Origin of the sequence: Vibrio sp. 10N.261.54.E10, assembly GCF_002877735.2 — a bacterium.
Taxonomy (GTDB): domain Bacteria; phylum Pseudomonadota; class Gammaproteobacteria; order Enterobacterales; family Vibrionaceae; genus Vibrio; species Vibrio crassostreae_C.
The window spans coordinates 458,682-477,243 of the sequence record NZ_MCXE02000002.1 but is presented as its reverse complement, the minus strand read 5'-3'; the positions used below and the strand labels follow the sequence as shown (position 1 = coordinate 477,243).

Here is an 18,562-nt window from a genome sequence, read left to right as displayed (position 1 = left end):
ATGCAACGTGTAATATTTACTTCGATACTATTAATGACGACCTCTTTTAGCCATGCATTTAGCATAGATAAAATGCTTCTTATAGCTGGAGAAGATGGTAATGAAGTTTTTACTCTGACTAGTTCGAAAACTGAACCTGAATATATAAAAGGTAACGTTAGCCAAGTAAAGGTTGAAAACGGAGAGTTAGAAAAGGTAGAGCTAACAAAAGATAATTTACCTTTATGGGATCTTGCGCTATTACCCAATAAACTGATATTAAATCCGGGGGAAAGACGTCGTGTATCAGTAAAGAATTTATGTCAGGTTAATTGTGATGATTTAGAGAAGGACAAAGTTTATCAAGTGACTTTCATGCCTAGCGTTATCGATGGAGATAAAAAAGAAAGTATAATTGGTATTAATTATGGTTATGCTCCTTATTATATTGTACCTGCAAAAAATACTAATGTTGACTACAAAGTTAAATATAACGGTTCAGAAGTTTATGTGGAAAATAATGGTAACACATTTTTCTACATACAGTTTGATAACTGTAAACCGAATTCTGTTAGTAACAAATGTAAACAAACTAATACAATACTATCTGGTCGAAAGAAAACCATAAAATTAGCAGAAGGCCTGCAAAATGTCGATTCGTTATCCGTTAAGGTAGCCAACCATGATTACAGTTATAACAAAAATATCACTATTAAAAAGAAATAGCCTAATTAGTATAGCGCTATTATTCACGGCTTTAGATAGTAGCCATGCTGCAGATGTATACGGAACGATTACAGCAAACAACTCTGTGGTTTGGAACAATGCGGCGCCAAATAGTTATTTCGGTAGTGAAGCTATATCTCCATCTGCATGGACGATAGCGCAAGAGCAACCAACGGCAGAGTGGTATCCCGCAACGATGGATAACCAACCCGTTAATAACGTTAGCTTTGTTAATCATTCTACAGGCGAAAGTTTTAACACCAGCCTGGAGTTGTTAGGTGTTGAGTACAATTTGGGTAGCTCGGCTAGTTATTTCACATCAAAAGACTACGGGTCAAATGTGGGAATGGGAGTTGCCAATGAGTGTGCAGCTACAAATATAAGTGGTTCGAGTGCGAAAGTGGGCCAAGAGTCGACTTTGTGTGTGTCGCGAATGGGTTACACAGCAACAAGCCGAATAGAGCCTTTTAAGTTTTATCGACCTGCTTTCTCTTTGCCTAATATCAGTAATGATGTGTTCGCAGCCCCTGTTGGATCTGGAACTTTTACGGCATCAATTAACCTTTCACCGACTTACTTTTTTACAAGTCAAACCGGTACGATGACTTATACCAGAGTGCCGGAGACGTTAATTATCACGATTGATTATCAAGCTGCGATCCTTGAATCATTAACGGTACTTGGAGACGGGAATATTGAACCCCAGTATGATACTGCAACAAAAAGGATCTCTGGTACAACGAGGTATGATGTTAGCTTGTTAGGGACTTTACCTACAGGCGTTATTATGACATTTAGCCCTACGTCAGGTGACTATGAGCTTACAAATATTGATAACTCGCTAGAAAAGATACCCTACACAATCACGTGTGCCATTGGCTGCGAAAGCCCTGACAAGGTGATTGTCCAAGACGGAGTACTTAATACCGCATCTTTTCCTGATTCAGAAGTGATTACAGTGAATGGAGAAGGTAGTAACAAAGTTGATGTAGCATACGATGTTAGTTTTGATGTCGATGGAAATGCACTTAGTTCAGGTAATTACCAAGGGTCGTTTAATGTTGTTTATGAGGTGAACCTGTGAACCGACTAATTAATAATATTTTTTTTATGTTTCTAGTACTAACCAGCGGTGCAGCGGTTGCTGAGAAGCCAACTGCTCATATTTTGGGGGTAGGGGCAAACTATGGCTATAATTTTGATGGAGATATGTTTGAGAATTCTCAATCTATTTATTTTCTCTACCAATATAACCGACTTCAATTGAATCTAGGTATCAAACATTATAAATTATTAGATGATTCTGAGTACATACCTGATTTAGGTTTGCTTTATAGTATACATGATGGAGAAGAAATTGATTTAAAGGTTGGAGTCGGATTTGAAGATAAATATCCAACAATAGAGTACCTTGCTGAGTATGCTTTGAATGAATATTTCGGTGCGAGTATCGCACTTAATCAAACGTTGAATGATGATTTTGGGCAAAATCAACGAGAAGCCGTGGTCGGATTATCTTATTATTTCAATGACAGCAAGCGTAAGATTGAGTCTGACCAAGTTGAACCTCGCCCTTCGTCACTTGAAATTACGAAAGCTCCGGATTGCACATCTGACCCAACTGATACGGACTGTGACTTCGATACTATGTCTAACAGTATATCCGAAGTTGCTGTTAAGCCGACATTACCTTATGTCGTACAAGAAGGTGATTGGTTATATGAACTACGTAGAAAGTTCGGCTTCGATTTAGAAGAGATCATTGAGAGTAATGATATTGAAAATCCTGATTTGATCATTCCTGGCCAAGTATTAGAATAAGCTCTTACCGGTAACCTGATCAATATTAAAGTATTACTAGACCTATTTCTTATAAGGTATGGTGATGCTTTTTTTTTGCACTCGATTAAATCTGTCTAACTATTCATCTATGATCTTACATAGCTTACGTTGATGTGAATAATCAAGTGTTGCCAAGAATCATGGTTTACATACCAGATCTTAGGTTCAGGTATTAAATATTACGAAGTTAGATAAAATTTAATTCTCTTAATGTAAAACCATTAAACTACTATGAAGACTTGCAAGATATGTATTAGCATTTTACTCTTCGGTCTCTCCCTAAGGTTTAACTGCCATCAAATCGCTAACCAGTGCATAATATGCATAAGTCTGGTGAATTGATGTGGCCGTATCCATGCTATATCATGATCGTTATGAATGGACTTTTCTGAACAAATTAATGTTTACAAATCTAACATCACGGATGCAAGAGTGGCTGGTAGGCATTAGACTTCTTTTTTCCTGCGAATAAGCTAAACTCTCATATGTAACCAATTGCACTTGAGGTGTTTATGAAGTCGTTTGTCAATATTAAGGTCGTTTTATGTTCGTTTTTATTTTTTGCAACCTCAGCGATTGCTTCTATTAGTGCTGATGATGTCACGTTTTCAGGCCGAGTCGATGGAGATATACGAGCAATTTATTCTGACAAAAGTCTAACGAATGTGGATGGCATGCAAAACACGAAAGCTGTAAGAGGCATGACTCAGAGCAGTTATGTAACATTACTAAACAATGAAGTAGATGATGTAATTGTTCGTGAGGTTGACATGTAGTCAAGCGAACATAGCATATTAGATTCTAACTTTTTACCATATGCTTTAATACTCAATCGCTTAATTACATAGTATATAGATTGTACTGATAATTTAAGTGGGAAAATAATGAGGTATATTGGTTCAATAATATCGAATACGAATGTCAAAACTGTAGAGCTGTGTTTTGAAAGATTGAAGCAAGCAGGAGTTCATCCATCAGAACTATCTTTCGATGGATTGGTACTCCTGTTAATGTGCGCGGAAAGAGACCGCTTAGCAACACTGAGAGCTAATTTAGCATGGGTTTGAACAGGTTTGACAGCCTGTAAGCAAGTTCAAGAACTCGGGTTGAGTAAATAGCTGGCTTGTTTTTATGTGCATTAAAGCTTTAGAATAATAGTGTTTACCAATTTTGATTGCACCGTTGGTTGATTTTTTCTCGTACGAAACAACAGAAAATCCCATTTTTTCGAGTACTTCTGCTGAGCTCTTTATAGCAACTGTTGTGTAGTAGTCGGTAATGTTAGCGTGTTTTGCTAGAAACCTGAATTCTCTATTTAATTGTAGACGAAAAGGTCGCTCGTACAGCGAATGCTGGCTCACCGCAAAATAAGCTAATTTTCGGATTTTATTATAAGGAACGGTTTTTCTTAAATCTATTTCATCAATCGACTTTTGAGAAAGTGTTTCAATTTCGGAGATCATACCTTCAGTCGTGAATATAGTGCCTATGTTATGTCCTAATAGCTCCCCTGTGACGCTGTCGACATATTTATAGGCAATGAAACGTTTTTCATTGCAATAGTTTAAAAAATCGATTTTATAGAGTCCATGCTTAATATTCTCATCAGAGGTTTTCTCATGAAAAACAAGTACAGAATTTACAATCTCACTATCATTAGAATTTCCAATCGGATATTCACAAACAGGATTGTGTTCGATCATCGATGTTGACTGATAATTTGCTCTGGCGATCAAGTTATTTAAACTACGGTATTTCTCTTCCATCAGAGAGTCGAATTGATCAACTCTATTTTTAGAACTAGGGTCTTGATGTAGTAAATGACTAACTTTAGATAGATAAGGCTCAAGATCGTTGGTAAATTCTCGCAAAACACGAATACTACGGCTAAGAGTTGGTTTAGTTGTTCCTCTTTCCCATCGACTAAGTGTAACTGTATCAATGTTCGATAGATCTCCTCCGAGTAAGTTGAGCTTTGTAGCTGCTTGACTTTGTGTTAGTTCATTCCCGATTCGATATTTTTTTAAGTATTCGCCAAACACAGTAGTTTTCTCCAATCTTTTGCATAAGGCGAAGTATTATTATGTGTAGAAACTTAAGATGGTAGGCATCTTAATTTAAAGGCTGTTTGGCTATGCCTAATGATTTTTGATTGAGTATTGGTTATCCCACTGGGTTGTTTTTATGAGGGTTATTATTTCGGGTTGAGAAAGAAGTGTCGCTGTATCAATTTCGTATAAGCAATGTTCGAATGAGCGGTTGCCTAATTTAAAACCTCCTTTTTCTGACTCAATATCAAATGCTATTTTCTTAAATCCAAGTTGCTCTAAAATTTGTCCGATTTCAGGCCATGCACTAAAGAAATAATAACGTTGAACATTTGAATAGTGAATTAGGTTTATAAATTGAGAAACTAACATACATCGAAATATCTGGAAATTAGAAGAGTAACGATTATAATTACAAACCGATAACTTAGTCGAATTTTTATAACTGACAGATTTTGTCAGGTCGATATCAATGATTTTTGAATGAGTAACTTTGTCAAAATAGTCACTTTCGAATATAAAACTAATTGAGTGACCTACCAACTGCCCGCTTTCTGTTATAAATCTTTTTAAAATAGCTCGTTTGTTTTGTTGGTAGTCATATAGATTAATGTCGAAAAAACCCTTCGGTGTATGGATGGCTGTTTCGTAAAAGATTTTAAGGCTAGATAGTATCTTGTCATCATCTTTCAAAAGAAGTGGCATCTCAGTAATTAAAGTTGATTGTGGCTCTTGTGGCTCTTCATAACTTAATGATGAAAGCTTCGTTACCCTGTTATTAAAACGAAGTTGTTCAATCTCGTCTAGTAGCTTTGTTTCGCTTGGATTAGGTATTAATTCATAAAAGTCACTCAGGTCAACCTGTAAACAACGCAAGATTCTTAGGCATTTTGCAAGTGTTGGTTTGGTTTTTCCTCGTTCCCAACGACTGAGAGTTACCACGTCTACAGAGCGAAACTCTTCATTTGCAAGGTTTAACTTAACAGCAAGCTCACTCTGAGTAAGACCTAGTGAGACTCTCAATTCCTTTAAATAGTCACCAAACATACATTATCCCTAAGCGTAATTTGATCTAATTGAAGTATAGTCATCTATGATAGTTTATGGCATTTTTTAATAACCTATCTAAATGTAACAGACTCGAGATTACCGTTTTGAAACGGCATTGTGTATTTGTACAGGAGTTCGTTTAACTACTTATGCAGTTTGTCTTCACGGTTAAGAAGTAGGCATGTAAAGCTACATATGATTTGTTCATGCTAATCCTTGCTAGTTATTGATCTGTAGTATGGATTAATCACAAAAAGAGGTTTGTTTATGAATACGAATATGTTGTCTGAAAATTTACAAGCCGAAGCACTTATTGACGATGTTAATCAGGGATTGTTTTATCCTGTTTTTCAACCGATAACTAATGGCAATGGAACTGTCGGTGCTGAGGTTTTGTTACGTTGGGAAAAAGGGCACGATGTTGAATCGTCAATTCGCTGTCTGTTAGACTCTAAGAAGATTGCATGGTTTACTCAAATATTCTTGTTAAGAGTGTCCGAGGAATTATTGTCTCAGAAGAAAATGATTGATTTTCTGACTATTAATATCTCCCCTGATCACGTTTTAAGTTTCACTTTTCTACGTGATATTTCCCCAATTTGGCAAGCATGTAATAAGTTGGGTATAACCTTATGGATTGAGCTTACTGAGAATGAACAATACCCGGTTGGCATTGACGAGAAAAGGATGATGTCCCAGTTTGGAGTATGTCGTGGTCTTGGAATTAAAATCGCGATAGACGACTATGGCAGTGGTTATAACACTGGTGAAGCACTGATTAGGGTTGTTAAACCGAACATAGTGAAAATAGATCGGTCGTTAATGAGAAACCGGAGTGATAATTCGACCTTTTGGGAGCGTCTTAGATTTTTAGCTCGGAAGTATCAGATTGAATTGTTATCTGAAGGTATAGAAAACCATGAAGATTTACGTTTTGCACAATCGCAGGGCATAGATTATTTTCAGGGCTATCACTTAGGCAAACCTGGCTCATTGAGTCAATTGTCGAAACAAGGTGCAGCATATTGCTGATCTACTTAAAAATAGCGTGAATAAATTCGGGTTACTTTTAGTGTGTAAAGCATCATCGTTAGTTTCAAGAGTTTTAGGTTTGCCGGAACATAATGCCATTCTATTAGTTTAATCATGCCTACTTAGTATCAAGTGTTTAATGCCTGCCAGTTTATCTATTTATAACCATTTGTTAGCATTGGGACAAACAACAAAACATTGGAATCGTTATGTCGCAGTCACCTTTGGATCAAAAGGCTTTGGAGCAAGAGCTTTCAGGTCAACAGCCCTCCTTATCTCAAATTAATGTGTTTCCGGTTAAATCAGTAGGTGGGATTGCACTCTCTTCTGCTTGGGTCGAAAAACAGGGCCTTACCTTCGACAGACGTTTTATGTTGGCCTTGGCTGACGGCTCAATGGTGACGGCGCGTAAGTACCCTAAAATGGTCAATGTGTCTTCTAGCTTGCAGCCAGACGGTTTGATTTTTACTTACGAAGGCAAAGAACCGCTGCGCCTAAAATATGCAAACTTCAAGATGCAAGAAGCGCCTGCAACAGTGTGGAAAGATAGCTTCACTGCGTATACCACCAACGACGAGGCGGATGATTGGTTTAGCGATGTGCTTGGTGTTCGCGTAGAACTTCTGTTCTGTGGTGAGCAATCTAATCGTGTTCGAGAAAAGCTTGGTCAGAATGTCAGTTTCGCCGATGGTTACCCGATGTTAATCATCAGCCAAGCTTCGCTTGATGAGTTGAATCGCCGTAGTCCTGAAACGCATTCCATGGATCAGTTCCGCACCAATTTTGTCGTCTCAAACACTGAAGCGTTTGCTGAAGATGGTTGGAAGCGCATTCGAATTGGTGAGGTTGAATTCGAAGCGGTGAAGCCTTGTGAGCGCTGTATCCTAACGACAGTCGATGTTGAGAGCGGCGAATTCAGAGCAACAAAAGAGCCACTCAATACCTTTTCTACGTTCAGAGCCAATGAACGTGGTGGCGTTTTCTTTGGTCAGAACCTTGTGGCGAAAAATGAAGGTCTGGTGAAAGCGGGTGACGTTGTTGAGGTACTTGAAACCAAAGAGAAAGAACACTACGAAGACTCTTGGGTCGAGTCACTGCACTTAACTTGCGTCGAGCGTGAAGAGATCGCTCGCGACTTCACAACCTTTTGGCTAGAGCCAGCGAAAGAGAACAATTTATTACCAAGCTATCAGCCGGGGCAGCATCTACCGATTGAAATGGTGATTAATGGCGAGAAAGTGTCTCGTCGTTACACGTTATCTTCTAGCCCTTCACGCGCAGGTCGTTTGGCGATTTCCGTGAAGCGAGTGGACGATGGTCAAATCTCAAACTGGCTCAATGATCACTTCCAAGTCGGTGACACGCTAGTTGCTCAGAATCCAGATGGCGCATTCTACTTAGAAGATAACCCAACACATCCATTACTGCTGTTATCAGCGGGAAGCGGCATCACCCCTATGTTGTCGATGCTTCGTTACTTAGCCGACCATGGTCAGATTGATGATGTGGTGTTCTATCACCAATGCAGCAGTGAAGAAGATATCCCTTATCAAGCTGAGATTGATAAGATCGCTCGCGAACATGCTGGTCTAAGTGTGATTTATTCACTAAGCCAACCAACGAAAGAGTGGGATGGTTTGTCAGGTCGTTTGAGTGTGTCTCATGTCGCCAAAATTGAGGACCTTCATAAGCGCCAAGCATTCGTGTGTGGCCCTGACGGCTTTATGGATAATGCCAAGAAATTGCTGATTCAAATGGGGCTGAATCCTCAGCATTATCATCAAGAAGCGTTTGGTGTTGCTCAATCAACGGAAGAAGCGGTGAAGCAACTGCAGTTGAGCGTTAACGGCTACCTGTTCGAAGGCAACAACCAATCAACACTACTAGAGCAAGCTGAGTCGGCAGGTGTGTCTATCGCATCAAGCTGTCGCGCGGGTTTCTGTGGTGCTTGTAAAGTGACCCTTGAGTCTGGGCAAGTTCATCAACCTGATGTACCGGCGTTGCAAGAGCATGAACGCAACATGGGGCAAATACTGGCGTGTTGCAGTGTGCCTCAAACTGATATCGAAGTTGTAGACTAACTCGGTAGGTCGGAAGGCCAGAAAGAAAAGCACATTGAATAGAAAAGGCCGGAAGTTCACTGAAATGAACTTCCGGCCTTTTTGATTCTAAGATTAATTCAAACAATTAATCGTAGATCGTTGGGATCGGTTGACGCTTGTGCTGTGTTGCTTTGTAGATGCCTACTAAGCGGTCTGACACGTCTTGAGGGACTTCTTTACCTTCAAGGAAATCATCGATTTGGTCGTAAGAAAGGTTCAATGCTGCTTCGTCGGCTTTCTGTGGATCAAGCTCTTCTAGGTCGGCAGTAGGCACTTTCTTAACCAATAGCTCTGGCGCACCTAGCGTTGCTGCAAGTTCACGAACTTGACGCTTGTTCAGGCCAAACAAAGGCGCTAAATCACATGCACCGTCACCGTGTTTGGTGTAGAAGCCAGTGATGTTTTCTGCTGAGTGGTCAGTACCAATCACAAGACCACCAACGTAACCCGCAATTTCGTATTGCGCGATCATGCGAGCGCGAGCTTTCACATTACCTTTAACAAAGTCGATTTTTGCTGAGTCTGTTGGTAGTAAACCTGTACCTTCAAGTGCAACGTGAGATGCTGCGTGAAGCCCATCAACACCCGCTTTGATGTTTACAGAAACAGATTGAGAAGGCTGGATGAAAGAGAGAGCAAGTTGTGCTTCATCTTCATCTTTTTGTTCGCCGTAAGGTAGGCGAACCGCAATGAATTGGTAGTCGTTGCTGCCAGAGTTTTCATTCAGGCTATCCACGGCCATCTGTGCCAAGCGGCCACAGGTCGTTGAGTCTACACCGCCACTGATACCAAGGATCAGAGACTTGCAGCCTGACTGCTGAAGTTTCGTTTTAATAAAGTCCACACGACGAGTCACTTCGAAGTGAGGGTCAATTGAAGGTAGTACGCGCATTTCGTCACGAATTAACTGTTCCATTCGTATTCCTTTCCTGCAAGCAAATTAAAAATCTAGTGTTATCATACCTAAATCATCCGATTTAAAAACCTCTTTGCACAAGCTTAGAAAGAGAAGGCAGTAATAAACAATGGAAAAAATAGCCATTTTCGGTAGTGCGTTTAATCCACCGAGCTTAGGGCACAAAAGTGTGATTGATTCGTTGGCTCACTTTGACAAAATTCTACTCGTTCCAAGTATTGCCCATGCTTGGGGAAAAGAGATGCTAGACTTTGATATGAGATGTCAGTTAGTTAACGCATTTATTAGCGATCTTTCACTGGATCAAGTGGAGCTTTCTTTGATCGAAAAGAGCCTATTTACCCCAGGTGAAAGCGTCACGACTTATGCAGTGCTCAGTGAACTTCAAAAGTTACATCGTGACGCTGAACTGACGTTTGTTATTGGCCCAGATAACTTCTTTAAGTTCTCATCTTTCTATAAATCAGATGAGATTACCGAGCAGTGGTCTGTAATGGCTTGCCCTGAAAAAGTGAAAATTCGCAGCACAGACATACGTAATGCACTGATAAGTGGAAGCGATGTTGCAAAACTGAGTACAAAGTCAGTTACAAAGATGTTGCAAGATAGTGGACTGTATCAGATAATGTAAGTTCACTAATCAAGAGGTCAGAGGACTATGCTAAAGAGCGCGATATCAGCGACGTTGATCATGGCAGCATGTAGTATGCCTGCGTATGCTGAGTGTGATTTTTTTAGCTTAGATTCAATCATGCTGACTTCTGATGAAGATGACAATTGTCTAGATTTCTCGACCAGCATTGAGTCTTTTGGCCAACGTATGATGGAAATCAGTGGGCTGAGCGATGATGAACCTGAAAGCACACCGGACTATTGGTCTGATTGGGTACTTCAAAGTAAAGACTCGCCATTGCTGACACAAAGCATTGAGTCAAACTATGTTGGCTTGGGTATGTGGTTTCCAGAAGACCTTGAAGACGAGCAGTATGATATGTCTACAGAGGAGTGGTTGATGAATCATGGTCTTCAACTCAGCATCGGTTTTGGCGATAAAGTCGAAGGGCAGCCGCGTATGCGCTTTGATTATCGTTGGCACGACTCACGTGACGCCGACCTAATGATGCAGGTTGAGTTGCCATTTTAGACAGGCAGATACACAGATAGATTGCTATCTACGTCTAAATAGTAAAAATTAAAAAAGCCGCAAAAACTCAGTTTTTGCGGCTTTTTAGTATCTGGCTTGCGAGTTTTAATACCAGCACTCACTTTCCGCCAAGCTATAAATCTTCACCAAAAACAAGCATACACAGTTGCTCGAACTCTTCTTCTTTACCTGAGAACAGATCATCAATCACAAGTGAACGTTTTTGACCTGACTGCATGCGCTTCTTCGCTTCTCGCATCACCATCACCAGAGTGTGCTCTTGTGGCAAGTTTGAGTCATCAATGTTCCATTGATTGAATCGCTGAGAAAGAGCACTTTCGCAAAGCAGTGGTTTAAACGACAACACTTCTTGCTTCAAGACAGAAAGCATATCTTTAAACGCTTGTTCCGTATTATTGGCATTGGAAGCACGAGCTTTGGTTTGTTCTAGCTTTTCTAGTAGTGCCGAAGAGAGGTTCGTTTGCGTGATGTAACCCGCTTGTCTTGGGAATGAATCCGTCAAACGAACAGAAAAATCGACACGGTTAACCTGAGTGTTTGGAAAGTAGGTCAGTGACGTTAGGCAGTCGTATGGAATCCAGACGCTTTGTCCTGGTTCAACGGCATACTCTTGTTTGCCTAACTTAATCAAAACCAAGCCACTTTGAACCGATACAAGGCTATGTTTAAGTACTTTCTTGCGTGGTGTGGTCACCAAGTGTGAAAAGTAAGCCGATGTATATTCAATAGCGAAGTTCATAGATAGTACCTTAATTTTGGGGCGTCAAGATTACCGTTAATCTTAAAGAATGCCAACAATAACAGGGGATTTTCAATGTTTCTGGTCTGACCTTGTCAAAAGTATGGGCTCTGTAGCTGCGAGAAGTCAAAACAACGCGTAGAATGAGCCAGCTTTTTATTATATGAATTAAAAAATGACCTCTCCAACCGATCCATATGTTGATATTCGTCCTTACGGCGATGATGAAATTCCAGCGGCACTAAACCGTCTTATTAATGATGAAGAATTTATCAGTGCAATCTTGCACTACCGTTTTTCAAACCATGCGTCTTGGTTCAAAGCATTAATGAGCCCGATTTTGCGTGTGTACTTAAAAATGAAGTGGAGCAAGCTGACTAGCGTTGAATCCATTCAGATTGAAGTGAAAAAGTACTTACGCGACACGTTAGCGAAAACCACTAACGGTGTGACGTACACTGGTATCGAGTCACTGGATGCGAACCAAGCTTATCTGTTTGTATCAAACCATCGTGACATTGCTATGGATCCTGCGTTAGTAAATTACGCTCTGCATCAAAATAATCATCAGACTTGTCGTATCGCTATCGGAGACAACCTGTTGAAAAAGCCATGTGCGACTGAATTGATGCGTTTAAACAAGAGCTTCATCGTAAAGCGTTCTTTGAAAGGACCGCGTGAGATGATGAAAGCGCTAGGGCAGTTGTCTTCTTACATTAAGCACTCTCTAGAAACGGGCAACTCAATCTGGATCGCTCAAAAGGAAGGTCGTGCGAAAGACGGTAACGATTTTACTGAGCCAGCAATTTTGAAAATGTTCCACGTTGAAGGACGTAAGCAAAAAATTGCTTTCCCTGAATACGTGAAGTCATTGAAGATTGTTCCTGTGGCTATTTCTTACGAGAACGACCCATGTGACACGGCTAAAGCGATAGAGCTTTTCGAAAAAGACGTAAACGGCAGTTACGAAAAGGGTGAGTTTGAAGATATCGAAAGTATCATTCAAGGCATCATCGGTGATAAAGGACGCGTTCACGTTGGTTTCGGTCAGGTTATCGACCAAGATTTTGATACGCCTGAAGCGCTTGCTGAAGAGATCGATCGTCAGATCCACGATAACTACAAACTGTTCCCAGTAAACTTGCTGGCAGCAGAAAAAGAAGATGAGTCGATTACAGCGGCCGTTAAACAAGAGTTTGAAGCTAAACTGTCGAGCCTGCCACAAGGTGCGCGTCAGTACTTGATCGATAGCTACGCCAACCCAGTGAAGAACATTGGTTAACGAGCGTTAGTTAGCTTGCTAGTTGATTAGCAACTTGATTGAATTGAAAAAGGAGCCTTGGGCTCCTTTTTTTGTTTCTGAATCGCTACTTGCTGCTGCGATCGAGCATTAACGTATTAGAGCATTAGAGCATTAGAGCATTAGTCTGAATTAGCGTGCGACAGCGCCACCGAGATCTAGATTGGTTGGCCATGTGGTTACAGTGTTGCCGCCCAGATAGATGTTGCCTCTGACAGTCATAGTCTCGGGGAATGCTGTAATTCCAGAACCGCCTATATAAAGGTCGCCATCAATCACGATCCCGTTGGGTAGCTCGGTTAAAGGAGTGCGGATCACGCTCAGATCGCCTTTCACCCTAAAGCCATTCGGTAGCCTTTCCAGTGGAGTATCGGTGAGGTTGATAAAACCGCCCACTCTTACTCCTCTTGGCCAACTGGTGATTTGGCTGCCAATCAAGTCGACGTAACCTTTTATCTTAACCCCGCTCGGGACTCGAGCGAGTTGGCTGTTAGAGCCTTTAAGGCTGCCGTTCACTTCTAACCCTTTGGGTAGGCGTGTGATCGCCGTGTTCTCTATATTGAGATTACCATCTACCACCAAGCCAGTTGGAAGTGATGTATAAGGCTTATTTCGTAGATATAAGTTTCCGTAATTATCGAGATGGTTCAATATTTGATAGTGATCGAGTGGTTCAGCACTGACATTTGTTATGGTTAAGGAACCAATAATAAGTGCAATTATTCTGAGCATAACAGGCTTCTTATTACGATAGACGCTTACACTATAATGGAAAAATTAATCTCGCATAGTGTTTTACCCATTTGGTGGTAGATTAACGAGGAATGGAGCAAAGATGATAGGTAAATCAATGATTAGAGTAAATATACGAATTATTAAGGTATTTCTGATAGCCGCTTCAATGTTTGGCTCAATGTCTGCGAGTGCCAACAAAGTAATTTCAACGCCCGGTAAAGCTGCAGTGGTGGTGACACAAGGCGGTCAACAGCAACGAGTTTGTTATTACGATGACAAGGCTTATAGCATTGGGGCTGTGTTAGAGGTGGGGGGCGTAGTGATTCAGTGCGCTGCAGAAAATGATTTTGAGCAAAATGGTTCACTGGCTTGGGTTCAATTAAAAAAAGACGAGTAATTCAACTCGTCTTTTAATAAGAATATAAATGCTTATATTAACGCGCTAGAGAGCGAGTCTTAAGTTCAAAAATAATCTTCTCAGCGCTAACTTCAAATTTAAAGCGAGCGTTCAACTCTGTGCTTTCTTCAGTCATCTCTGATGCTTCAAATTCAACGTTGCTAGACACTTGTTTAGCAAGTTCAACGTACTTAGCAAACTCAGCTTCAATAAGTGCTTTTGAGTTTCCGTAAACCGTTACTTCAGCAACATCGTCGCCTTCTTTAATGATGAACCCGATTTCGCCTGCACAGCCGCAAGCCTCACATACATCGTTGTTACCAATATCTTGGCTCATAACAATAATCCTCTTACAAAGTCTGAGGTTATTCTAACGAGCAATTTGAACTGTATCTACAAAAATTAAAATCTTTGAACTAATTTATACTGGTATGCTATGTTGTTTGTTGAAGGGGTTAAATGAATGTGTACATTCGCGTCGCCAAATATGTATGTGATCTATCTCATGTTTTGTTGATAAGCAGTGTCATTAATTTGTTAGAATATCATTCAGTTAGTTGCGTCGTAACTAATTTTATAAGACTATCTATTGCTTGATAGGTATTTATACAATGAATTTATTGTTGGGTATTTGATATTCTAAGTTGTTATTTTAGATTAACCACTTAGAGAGGTAAGGTGACTTTCGAAGAATAATTAGACAAAGTGCCCAAAGAGGCAGCACTGTAAAATTGTTCGTACAAAGTATTTGTTGGTATTTAATGGAAATACTTGCGAAAAAATACCTTGCTCACATAATGCTGATAACGATTTTCATTCTGACTTCATTTGATTGAGTTAGATGGATTTACAAAGAGAAGAGCCTGAATATGCCAAAGCGTAGTAAAGAAGATACAGAAATCACGATCCAGAAAATCATGGATGCCGTTGTAGACCAGCTACTAAGATTGGGTTACGACAAGATGTCATACACGACGTTGAGTCAACAAACGGGTGTTTCTCGTACAGGTATAAGTCATCACTTTCCAAAGAAAACGGATTTTACTGCTGCTCTAGACGGTCGTATTTTCAAGATGTTCATGGAACACATTGACTTCGAAAATGGCCTTGACGCATTTTCAGCTAGCTGGGTTGCAGCACTTGAAGACGCTGAGTTCCTAGCAATCTTACGTTTACTTTTCCATCATATCGTTACTGCTGAGAGCGCACATGAGTTCGCTGCAAACGGTATTGATCGTCTATACAAGCTGACTGAAACTCAGTTTGGCGATACTAGCGGTAAAGAACTAGAGTGGTTGATTGGTAAATCATTGATTCGTATGAGCCAATAATCAGCACTCAATAAAAGAAGCTCCTGCGGGGGCTTTTTTGTGCTTGCAGTTTCACTTCTTGTACGTTTTTCTCTCAATCCCACATCGATGTCGCAGTCTTGTTGAATGATGTTATTTCCTTTCTTTTTATATGCTTACGCTCGCGGCTTGTTTTACTCTTCAGTGTTAAAAGCTAAGTAACCCTAACGGGTAGTGTTCATTTCTAGAGCCTCAAATGCTCAAGGTGAGTCGTTTTGGTGCTTGCTGCTGTGGTTATTAATAAAATTGAGTTTAAGCCGAGAGAGTGGCTGTGAGCCAATAAAAAGCCCCGAACAAATCGAGGCTTAGGATTACGTCATTGTTATCAAGAACGAATACTCAAAACGAGTCGCTCCTTAATCGGACTTATTGTGCGGGGTGAACCTGAGGGAAGCTCATGGTTGGGTGTTTTTCTACGATACTTTTGTAACCATACACATCTTCTATCATCGAAGGTTTCAGTGCATCCCAAGGCTTGCCATCACACACCAAATTGCCATCTTTCAATACCACCAATCGATCGGAATACTGCGCGGCTAAGTTGAGATCATGCAAAACTACGATAACCGCGGCATTGTGGTTGTCGGCTAATTCTCTCGCAATCTTTAAGGTGTTGTGCTGGTGGGCAAGATCCAGTGCAGACGTTGGTTCATCAAGCATCAAAATACATTGGTCACCAGAGTGGTGAAGCTGAGTTAATACTCGAGCCAAGTGCACTCGCTGCTTTTCACCGCCTGATAGCGAAGGATAAAGCCTTTCACTCAAGTGAGTCACATCAGCAACATCCATTTTTTGGCTAGCAATGCTGGTCAGCTTCTTGTTGGATTCTTGCAGAGGAATCCCACCAAGCTCGACAACTTCATGAGCCAAGAATGGGAAGGTCAATGTGCTGTGTTGAGGAAGCATAGCAAGGTGCTTAGCTAACTTTTGAGAAGGCCATTTGTCTTTACTGTGTCCAAAATACTGGATATCGCCGTTGCTTGATATCTCTTGGCACAAAGCTTTAAGCAGCGTGCTTTTACCTGCGCCATTTGGCCCAAGCAGTGTGGTTACCTTTCCCGCTTCAATCTCAATAGAAACGCCATCTAATATCACTTTACTGCCGAACTTCACTTCGATATCGGTCGCTTTTAAAGCTGAAGGAAACATTAAAGGATTCTCCCTTTCTGTTGAAATAGTAGATACAAGAAGAATGGAGCACCGATAATTGCAGTGACAATACCTACAGGCAGCTCTGCCGGAGCAAGTACCACACGTGAGAACATGTCTGCGGCGGTTAGCAGTAGTGCGCCTAGTACCGCTGATAGTGGCAACAGAACTCGGTGGTCAGGGCCTGCTAACATACGACCTAAATGCGGGATAACCAATCCAATAAAACCAATCATGCCAGACAGGCTAACCGTGATACCAACGCCTGCAGCCGTCAGTAGAATCAGCTTTCGTTTCAGCTTTTGTACTGGGATGCCAAGGTGTTGTGCTTCTGACTCGCCTAGTAGCAAAGCATTCAATGACATTGCTTGTCGGTAGAAAACAACAAACAAGCCAACGAGCGTGACAGCTGCCAGCAAAATCCCTGACCACTTAGCGCCCGCCAATGAACCCATCGACCACAATGAAAGATCGCGCAGCATTTGGTCATCAGCAATGAAATTCAAGAAGCCAATACCAGCGCCAGAGAGCGCACTGATCGCCACACCCGCCAACAACATGATGGTGACAGAGGTGCCGAATTTACCCGTGCCCAGCTTATACACCAACAGTGTGGTTAAAGCGCCACCAAGAAAAGCGAACACAGGAACTGCAGCAAAGTTCATGAAAGCAGGGTATTGAAGCGATAGCTCAGAGAAAAGCACGATGGCCAGTGCTGCACCTAGCGCCGCACCAGCAGATACGCCTATGATGCCAGGTTCTGCAAGTGGGTTTCGAAACAAACCCTGCATCACTGCACCACACAAGGCGAGGATCGCACCAATCAGCATGCACAAGATGGTTCTAGGTAAGCGGATCTCTTGAATCACTAAGTTGATGTGAGGTGCTAAGTCATTGTTTGGTTTAATTAAGCTTGTGGCGCTGTCCGCTAAGCTAATGTTCATTGGCCCAACAGTGATCGAGTACAGCGCGACAAAAGCTAGGGTTGCACCTAGAGCTAACATCGACGTTTTCAGTGGGACGGAGCGTAACAACATAAAGGGCCTCAATATCTATCGCTAACTTCGACCTCCTTCAACAACAGCGTGAGTCAGTTGGTGAGGGAAGCGAATTAGCGATAGCAGAAATAGGGTGGTTGAGTTATAGCGGGTAGATAAGTGCGTTTAGACGCTTTGCTTCAGAGAGGCTTTCTAGGCCAAGCCCGCCAACCAAAGCACTGCCATTTACGGTAATGATTTGCTTGTTCATACCTGCAGGCGTTGCCGCTAGCATAGGCAGTGATTTCAGGATGGCATCTGCGCCGCCCATTTTTTGATAACTACGGCCGCTTACTAAAATGACATCAGGTTGCATCTCAACGAGTGATTCCATTGAAAGTGGCTTGTAAGACGTTAAGCTCTGAGCGGCAGGGTTGATACCGCCAGCTAACTCGATGATTGCGTTTGGTGATGTTTCACCGCCAGCAACGTTGGCAGGGCGACCTTCATGCAGCAACAGGAATAGAACTTTCTTCGCTTCGTTGCTTGGTACTTGGTTCGCTTTCAGTGCTGCGATCTTTTGATTCACATCGGTTTTCACTTGCTGCGAGTGGTCTTCGGTATGGGTGATCTTTGCGATTTGGTCGATACGCTTTAATAGCCCTTCCACGTTTGCTTCAGTGTTAACAATCTCTACATCGACGCCTGCCGATTTTAATTGAGAGATAGCGTTGTCTGGTCCCATTTCATCCGAGCCAATCAACGTGGTCGGTTCTAGGGCAAGTAAGCCTTCCGCAGACAGGTTTCGGTGATAACCAATCTTTGGCAGGTTTTCTCCTTGAGGGAAGTGGCTGGTCACATCAATCGCGACTAACTGCTCTTCGGCACCTAATGCCAAAACCAATTCAGTAACGGCACTGCCAGCACTGATGATTCGAGGTTGTTCAGCGTCGTTGGCCATTGCGGGTGCGCTAAGTGCCAGGCTGATTGCAGCTAATGAAAGAAGAGGTGTCTTGGTCTTTAATTTATTGAGCACGTTTAAGTTGTTCATAATAA

Annotated in this window: 20 protein-coding genes; 11 read left to right on the top strand and 9 right to left on the bottom strand. The window is 41.5% G+C overall.

Going from position 1 to position 18,562, the window contains the following annotated elements; translation table 11 throughout:
* The 4 genes from BCU07_RS13340 to BCU07_RS13325 all read left to right on the top strand — a co-directional run bounded on the left by BCU07_RS13340 (position 1) and on the right by BCU07_RS13325 (position 3,323).
* Complete coding sequence (locus BCU07_RS13340) at positions 1 to 705, top strand: hypothetical protein (RefSeq protein WP_241910041.1); 705 nt, start codon at positions 1 to 3, stop codon at positions 703 to 705.
* Positions 662 to 1,789 (top strand): hypothetical protein, encoded by a 1,128-nt coding sequence (locus tag BCU07_RS13335; protein WP_102427980.1) that lies wholly within the window; start codon positions 662 to 664, stop codon positions 1,787 to 1,789. The genes BCU07_RS13340 and BCU07_RS13335 overlap by 44 nt, the downstream gene beginning before the upstream one ends.
* Positions 1,786 to 2,526, top strand: coding sequence for a LysM peptidoglycan-binding domain-containing protein (locus tag BCU07_RS13330; RefSeq protein ID WP_065584792.1), 741 nt, complete (start codon positions 1,786 to 1,788; stop codon positions 2,524 to 2,526). Before BCU07_RS13335 ends, BCU07_RS13330 begins: the two co-directional genes overlap by 4 nt.
* 533 nt (positions 2,527 to 3,059) lie before the next feature.
* Positions 3,060 to 3,323: a hypothetical protein gene (locus BCU07_RS13325; RefSeq protein WP_017062773.1), complete on the top strand. Its 264-nt coding sequence runs from the start codon at positions 3,060 to 3,062 to the stop codon at positions 3,321 to 3,323.
* 276 nt (positions 3,324 to 3,599) lie between these two features.
* Here BCU07_RS13325 and BCU07_RS13320 read toward each other — a convergent pair whose 3' ends face one another.
* The gene (locus BCU07_RS13320; protein ID WP_102427981.1) at positions 3,600 to 4,589 is read right to left on the bottom strand and encodes a helix-turn-helix domain-containing protein; all 990 of its coding nucleotides are present in this window, start codon (positions 4,587 to 4,589) and stop codon (positions 3,600 to 3,602) included.
* A 96-nt stretch (positions 4,590 to 4,685) separates the two neighbouring features.
* Positions 4,686 to 5,642, bottom strand: coding sequence for a helix-turn-helix domain-containing protein (locus BCU07_RS13315; RefSeq protein ID WP_102427982.1), 957 nt, complete (start codon positions 5,640 to 5,642; stop codon positions 4,686 to 4,688).
* A 270-nt stretch (positions 5,643 to 5,912) separates the two neighbouring features.
* Between BCU07_RS13315 and BCU07_RS13310 the strand changes: the two genes are divergently transcribed.
* Together BCU07_RS13310 and BCU07_RS13305 are read left to right on the top strand one after the other, a co-directional pair.
* Positions 5,913 to 6,677, top strand: coding sequence for an EAL domain-containing protein (locus BCU07_RS13310; protein ID WP_017062770.1), 765 nt, complete (start codon positions 5,913 to 5,915; stop codon positions 6,675 to 6,677).
* Between the two features lie 209 nt (positions 6,678 to 6,886).
* On the top strand, positions 6,887 to 8,758 hold the full coding sequence (locus BCU07_RS13305) for a hybrid-cluster NAD(P)-dependent oxidoreductase (protein WP_102427983.1): 1,872 nt from the start codon (positions 6,887 to 6,889) through the stop codon (positions 8,756 to 8,758).
* A 106-nt stretch (positions 8,759 to 8,864) separates the two neighbouring features.
* Here the strand turns inward: BCU07_RS13305 and nadE are convergent, their stop codons facing one another.
* Positions 8,865 to 9,695: an ammonia-dependent NAD(+) synthetase gene (gene nadE / locus BCU07_RS13300; protein WP_017062768.1), complete on the bottom strand. Its 831-nt coding sequence runs from the start codon at positions 9,693 to 9,695 to the stop codon at positions 8,865 to 8,867.
* A 109-nt stretch (positions 9,696 to 9,804) separates the two neighbouring features.
* Here nadE and BCU07_RS13295 point away from each other — a divergent pair, with 109 nt between their 5' ends.
* Both BCU07_RS13295 and BCU07_RS13290 read left to right on the top strand, forming a co-directional pair.
* On the top strand, positions 9,805 to 10,326 hold the full coding sequence (locus tag BCU07_RS13295; RefSeq protein WP_017067959.1) for a nicotinate-nicotinamide nucleotide adenylyltransferase: 522 nt from the start codon (positions 9,805 to 9,807) through the stop codon (positions 10,324 to 10,326).
* A gap of 27 nt (positions 10,327 to 10,353) precedes the next feature.
* Positions 10,354 to 10,839 (top strand): hypothetical protein, encoded by a 486-nt coding sequence (locus BCU07_RS13290; RefSeq protein WP_102427984.1) that lies wholly within the window; start codon positions 10,354 to 10,356, stop codon positions 10,837 to 10,839.
* 133 nt (positions 10,840 to 10,972) lie between these two features.
* Here the strand turns inward: BCU07_RS13290 and BCU07_RS13285 are convergent, their stop codons facing one another.
* Positions 10,973 to 11,599 (bottom strand): AraC family transcriptional regulator, encoded by a 627-nt coding sequence (locus BCU07_RS13285; RefSeq protein WP_102427985.1) that lies wholly within the window; start codon positions 11,597 to 11,599, stop codon positions 10,973 to 10,975.
* Between the two features lie 175 nt (positions 11,600 to 11,774).
* On the opposite strand from BCU07_RS13285, the gene BCU07_RS13280 reads away from it, so the two are divergent.
* Positions 11,775 to 12,881 carry a 1-acyl-sn-glycerol-3-phosphate acyltransferase gene (locus BCU07_RS13280; protein ID WP_017062764.1) on the top strand — a complete coding sequence of 369 codons (1,107 nt, stop codon included), beginning with the start codon at positions 11,775 to 11,777 and terminating at the stop codon, positions 12,879 to 12,881.
* A gap of 150 nt (positions 12,882 to 13,031) precedes the next feature.
* Here BCU07_RS13280 and BCU07_RS13275 read toward each other — a convergent pair whose 3' ends face one another.
* The gene (locus BCU07_RS13275; protein ID WP_102427986.1) at positions 13,032 to 13,631 is read right to left on the bottom strand and encodes a hypothetical protein; all 600 of its coding nucleotides are present in this window, start codon (positions 13,629 to 13,631) and stop codon (positions 13,032 to 13,034) included.
* A gap of 103 nt (positions 13,632 to 13,734) precedes the next feature.
* On the opposite strand from BCU07_RS13275, the gene BCU07_RS13270 reads away from it, so the two are divergent.
* Positions 13,735 to 14,031: a YnjH family protein gene (locus tag BCU07_RS13270; protein ID WP_052878733.1), complete on the top strand. Its 297-nt coding sequence runs from the start codon at positions 13,735 to 13,737 to the stop codon at positions 14,029 to 14,031.
* A gap of 37 nt (positions 14,032 to 14,068) precedes the next feature.
* Here BCU07_RS13270 and BCU07_RS13265 read toward each other — a convergent pair whose 3' ends face one another.
* Positions 14,069 to 14,368, bottom strand: coding sequence for a YfcZ/YiiS family protein (locus tag BCU07_RS13265; RefSeq protein ID WP_048609733.1), 300 nt, complete (start codon positions 14,366 to 14,368; stop codon positions 14,069 to 14,071).
* A 532-nt stretch (positions 14,369 to 14,900) separates the two neighbouring features.
* On the opposite strand from BCU07_RS13265, the gene BCU07_RS13260 reads away from it, so the two are divergent.
* Positions 14,901 to 15,362 carry a TetR/AcrR family transcriptional regulator gene (locus BCU07_RS13260; protein WP_004731875.1) on the top strand — a complete coding sequence of 154 codons (462 nt, stop codon included), beginning with the start codon at positions 14,901 to 14,903 and terminating at the stop codon, positions 15,360 to 15,362.
* Between the two features lie 384 nt (positions 15,363 to 15,746).
* On the opposite strand, the gene BCU07_RS13255 is transcribed toward BCU07_RS13260, so the two are convergent.
* The 3 genes from BCU07_RS13255 to BCU07_RS13245 all read right to left on the bottom strand — a co-directional run bounded on the left by BCU07_RS13255 (position 15,747) and on the right by BCU07_RS13245 (position 18,557).
* Positions 15,747 to 16,529, bottom strand: coding sequence for a heme ABC transporter ATP-binding protein (locus BCU07_RS13255; protein ID WP_017062759.1), 783 nt, complete (start codon positions 16,527 to 16,529; stop codon positions 15,747 to 15,749).
* Positions 16,529 to 17,566 carry a FecCD family ABC transporter permease gene (locus tag BCU07_RS13250; RefSeq protein ID WP_017064312.1) on the bottom strand — a complete coding sequence of 346 codons (1,038 nt, stop codon included), beginning with the start codon at positions 17,564 to 17,566 and terminating at the stop codon, positions 16,529 to 16,531. Before BCU07_RS13250 ends, BCU07_RS13255 begins: the two co-directional genes overlap by 1 nt.
* A 103-nt stretch (positions 17,567 to 17,669) precedes the next feature.
* Complete coding sequence (locus tag BCU07_RS13245; RefSeq protein WP_017062757.1) at positions 17,670 to 18,557, bottom strand: heme/hemin ABC transporter substrate-binding protein; 888 nt, start codon at positions 18,555 to 18,557, stop codon at positions 17,670 to 17,672.
* Positions 18,558 to 18,562 lie beyond the last annotated feature (5 nt).

Coding starts and splice junctions, on each gene's coding strand:
- BCU07_RS13275 (WP_102427986.1), bottom strand. CDS start 13,631: ATGCTCAGAATAATTGCACTTATTATTGGTTCCTTAACCATAACAAAT.
- nadE (WP_017062768.1), bottom strand. CDS start 9,695: ATGGAACAGTTAATTCGTGACGAAATGCGCGTACTACCTTCAATTGAC.
- BCU07_RS13315 (WP_102427982.1), bottom strand. CDS start 5,642: ATGTTTGGTGACTATTTAAAGGAATTGAGAGTCTCACTAGGTCTTACT.
- BCU07_RS13290 (WP_102427984.1), top strand. CDS start 10,354: ATGCTAAAGAGCGCGATATCAGCGACGTTGATCATGGCAGCATGTAGT.
- BCU07_RS13310 (WP_017062770.1), top strand. CDS start 5,913: ATGAATACGAATATGTTGTCTGAAAATTTACAAGCCGAAGCACTTATT.
- BCU07_RS13270 (WP_052878733.1), top strand. CDS start 13,735: ATGATAGGTAAATCAATGATTAGAGTAAATATACGAATTATTAAGGTA.
- BCU07_RS13250 (WP_017064312.1), bottom strand. CDS start 17,566: ATGTTGTTACGCTCCGTCCCACTGAAAACGTCGATGTTAGCTCTAGGT.
- BCU07_RS13285 (WP_102427985.1), bottom strand. CDS start 11,599: ATGAACTTCGCTATTGAATATACATCGGCTTACTTTTCACACTTGGTG.
- BCU07_RS13295 (WP_017067959.1), top strand. CDS start 9,805: ATGGAAAAAATAGCCATTTTCGGTAGTGCGTTTAATCCACCGAGCTTA.
- BCU07_RS13305 (WP_102427983.1), top strand. CDS start 6,887: ATGTCGCAGTCACCTTTGGATCAAAAGGCTTTGGAGCAAGAGCTTTCA.
- BCU07_RS13260 (WP_004731875.1), top strand. CDS start 14,901: ATGCCAAAGCGTAGTAAAGAAGATACAGAAATCACGATCCAGAAAATC.
- BCU07_RS13340 (WP_241910041.1), top strand. CDS start 1: ATGCAACGTGTAATATTTACTTCGATACTATTAATGACGACCTCTTTT.
- BCU07_RS13335 (WP_102427980.1), top strand. CDS start 662: ATGATTACAGTTATAACAAAAATATCACTATTAAAAAGAAATAGCCTA.
- BCU07_RS13280 (WP_017062764.1), top strand. CDS start 11,775: ATGACCTCTCCAACCGATCCATATGTTGATATTCGTCCTTACGGCGAT.
- BCU07_RS13325 (WP_017062773.1), top strand. CDS start 3,060: ATGAAGTCGTTTGTCAATATTAAGGTCGTTTTATGTTCGTTTTTATTT.
- BCU07_RS13265 (WP_048609733.1), bottom strand. CDS start 14,368: ATGAGCCAAGATATTGGTAACAACGATGTATGTGAGGCTTGCGGCTGT.
- BCU07_RS13245 (WP_017062757.1), bottom strand. CDS start 18,557: ATGAACAACTTAAACGTGCTCAATAAATTAAAGACCAAGACACCTCTT.
- BCU07_RS13255 (WP_017062759.1), bottom strand. CDS start 16,529: ATGTTTCCTTCAGCTTTAAAAGCGACCGATATCGAAGTGAAGTTCGGC.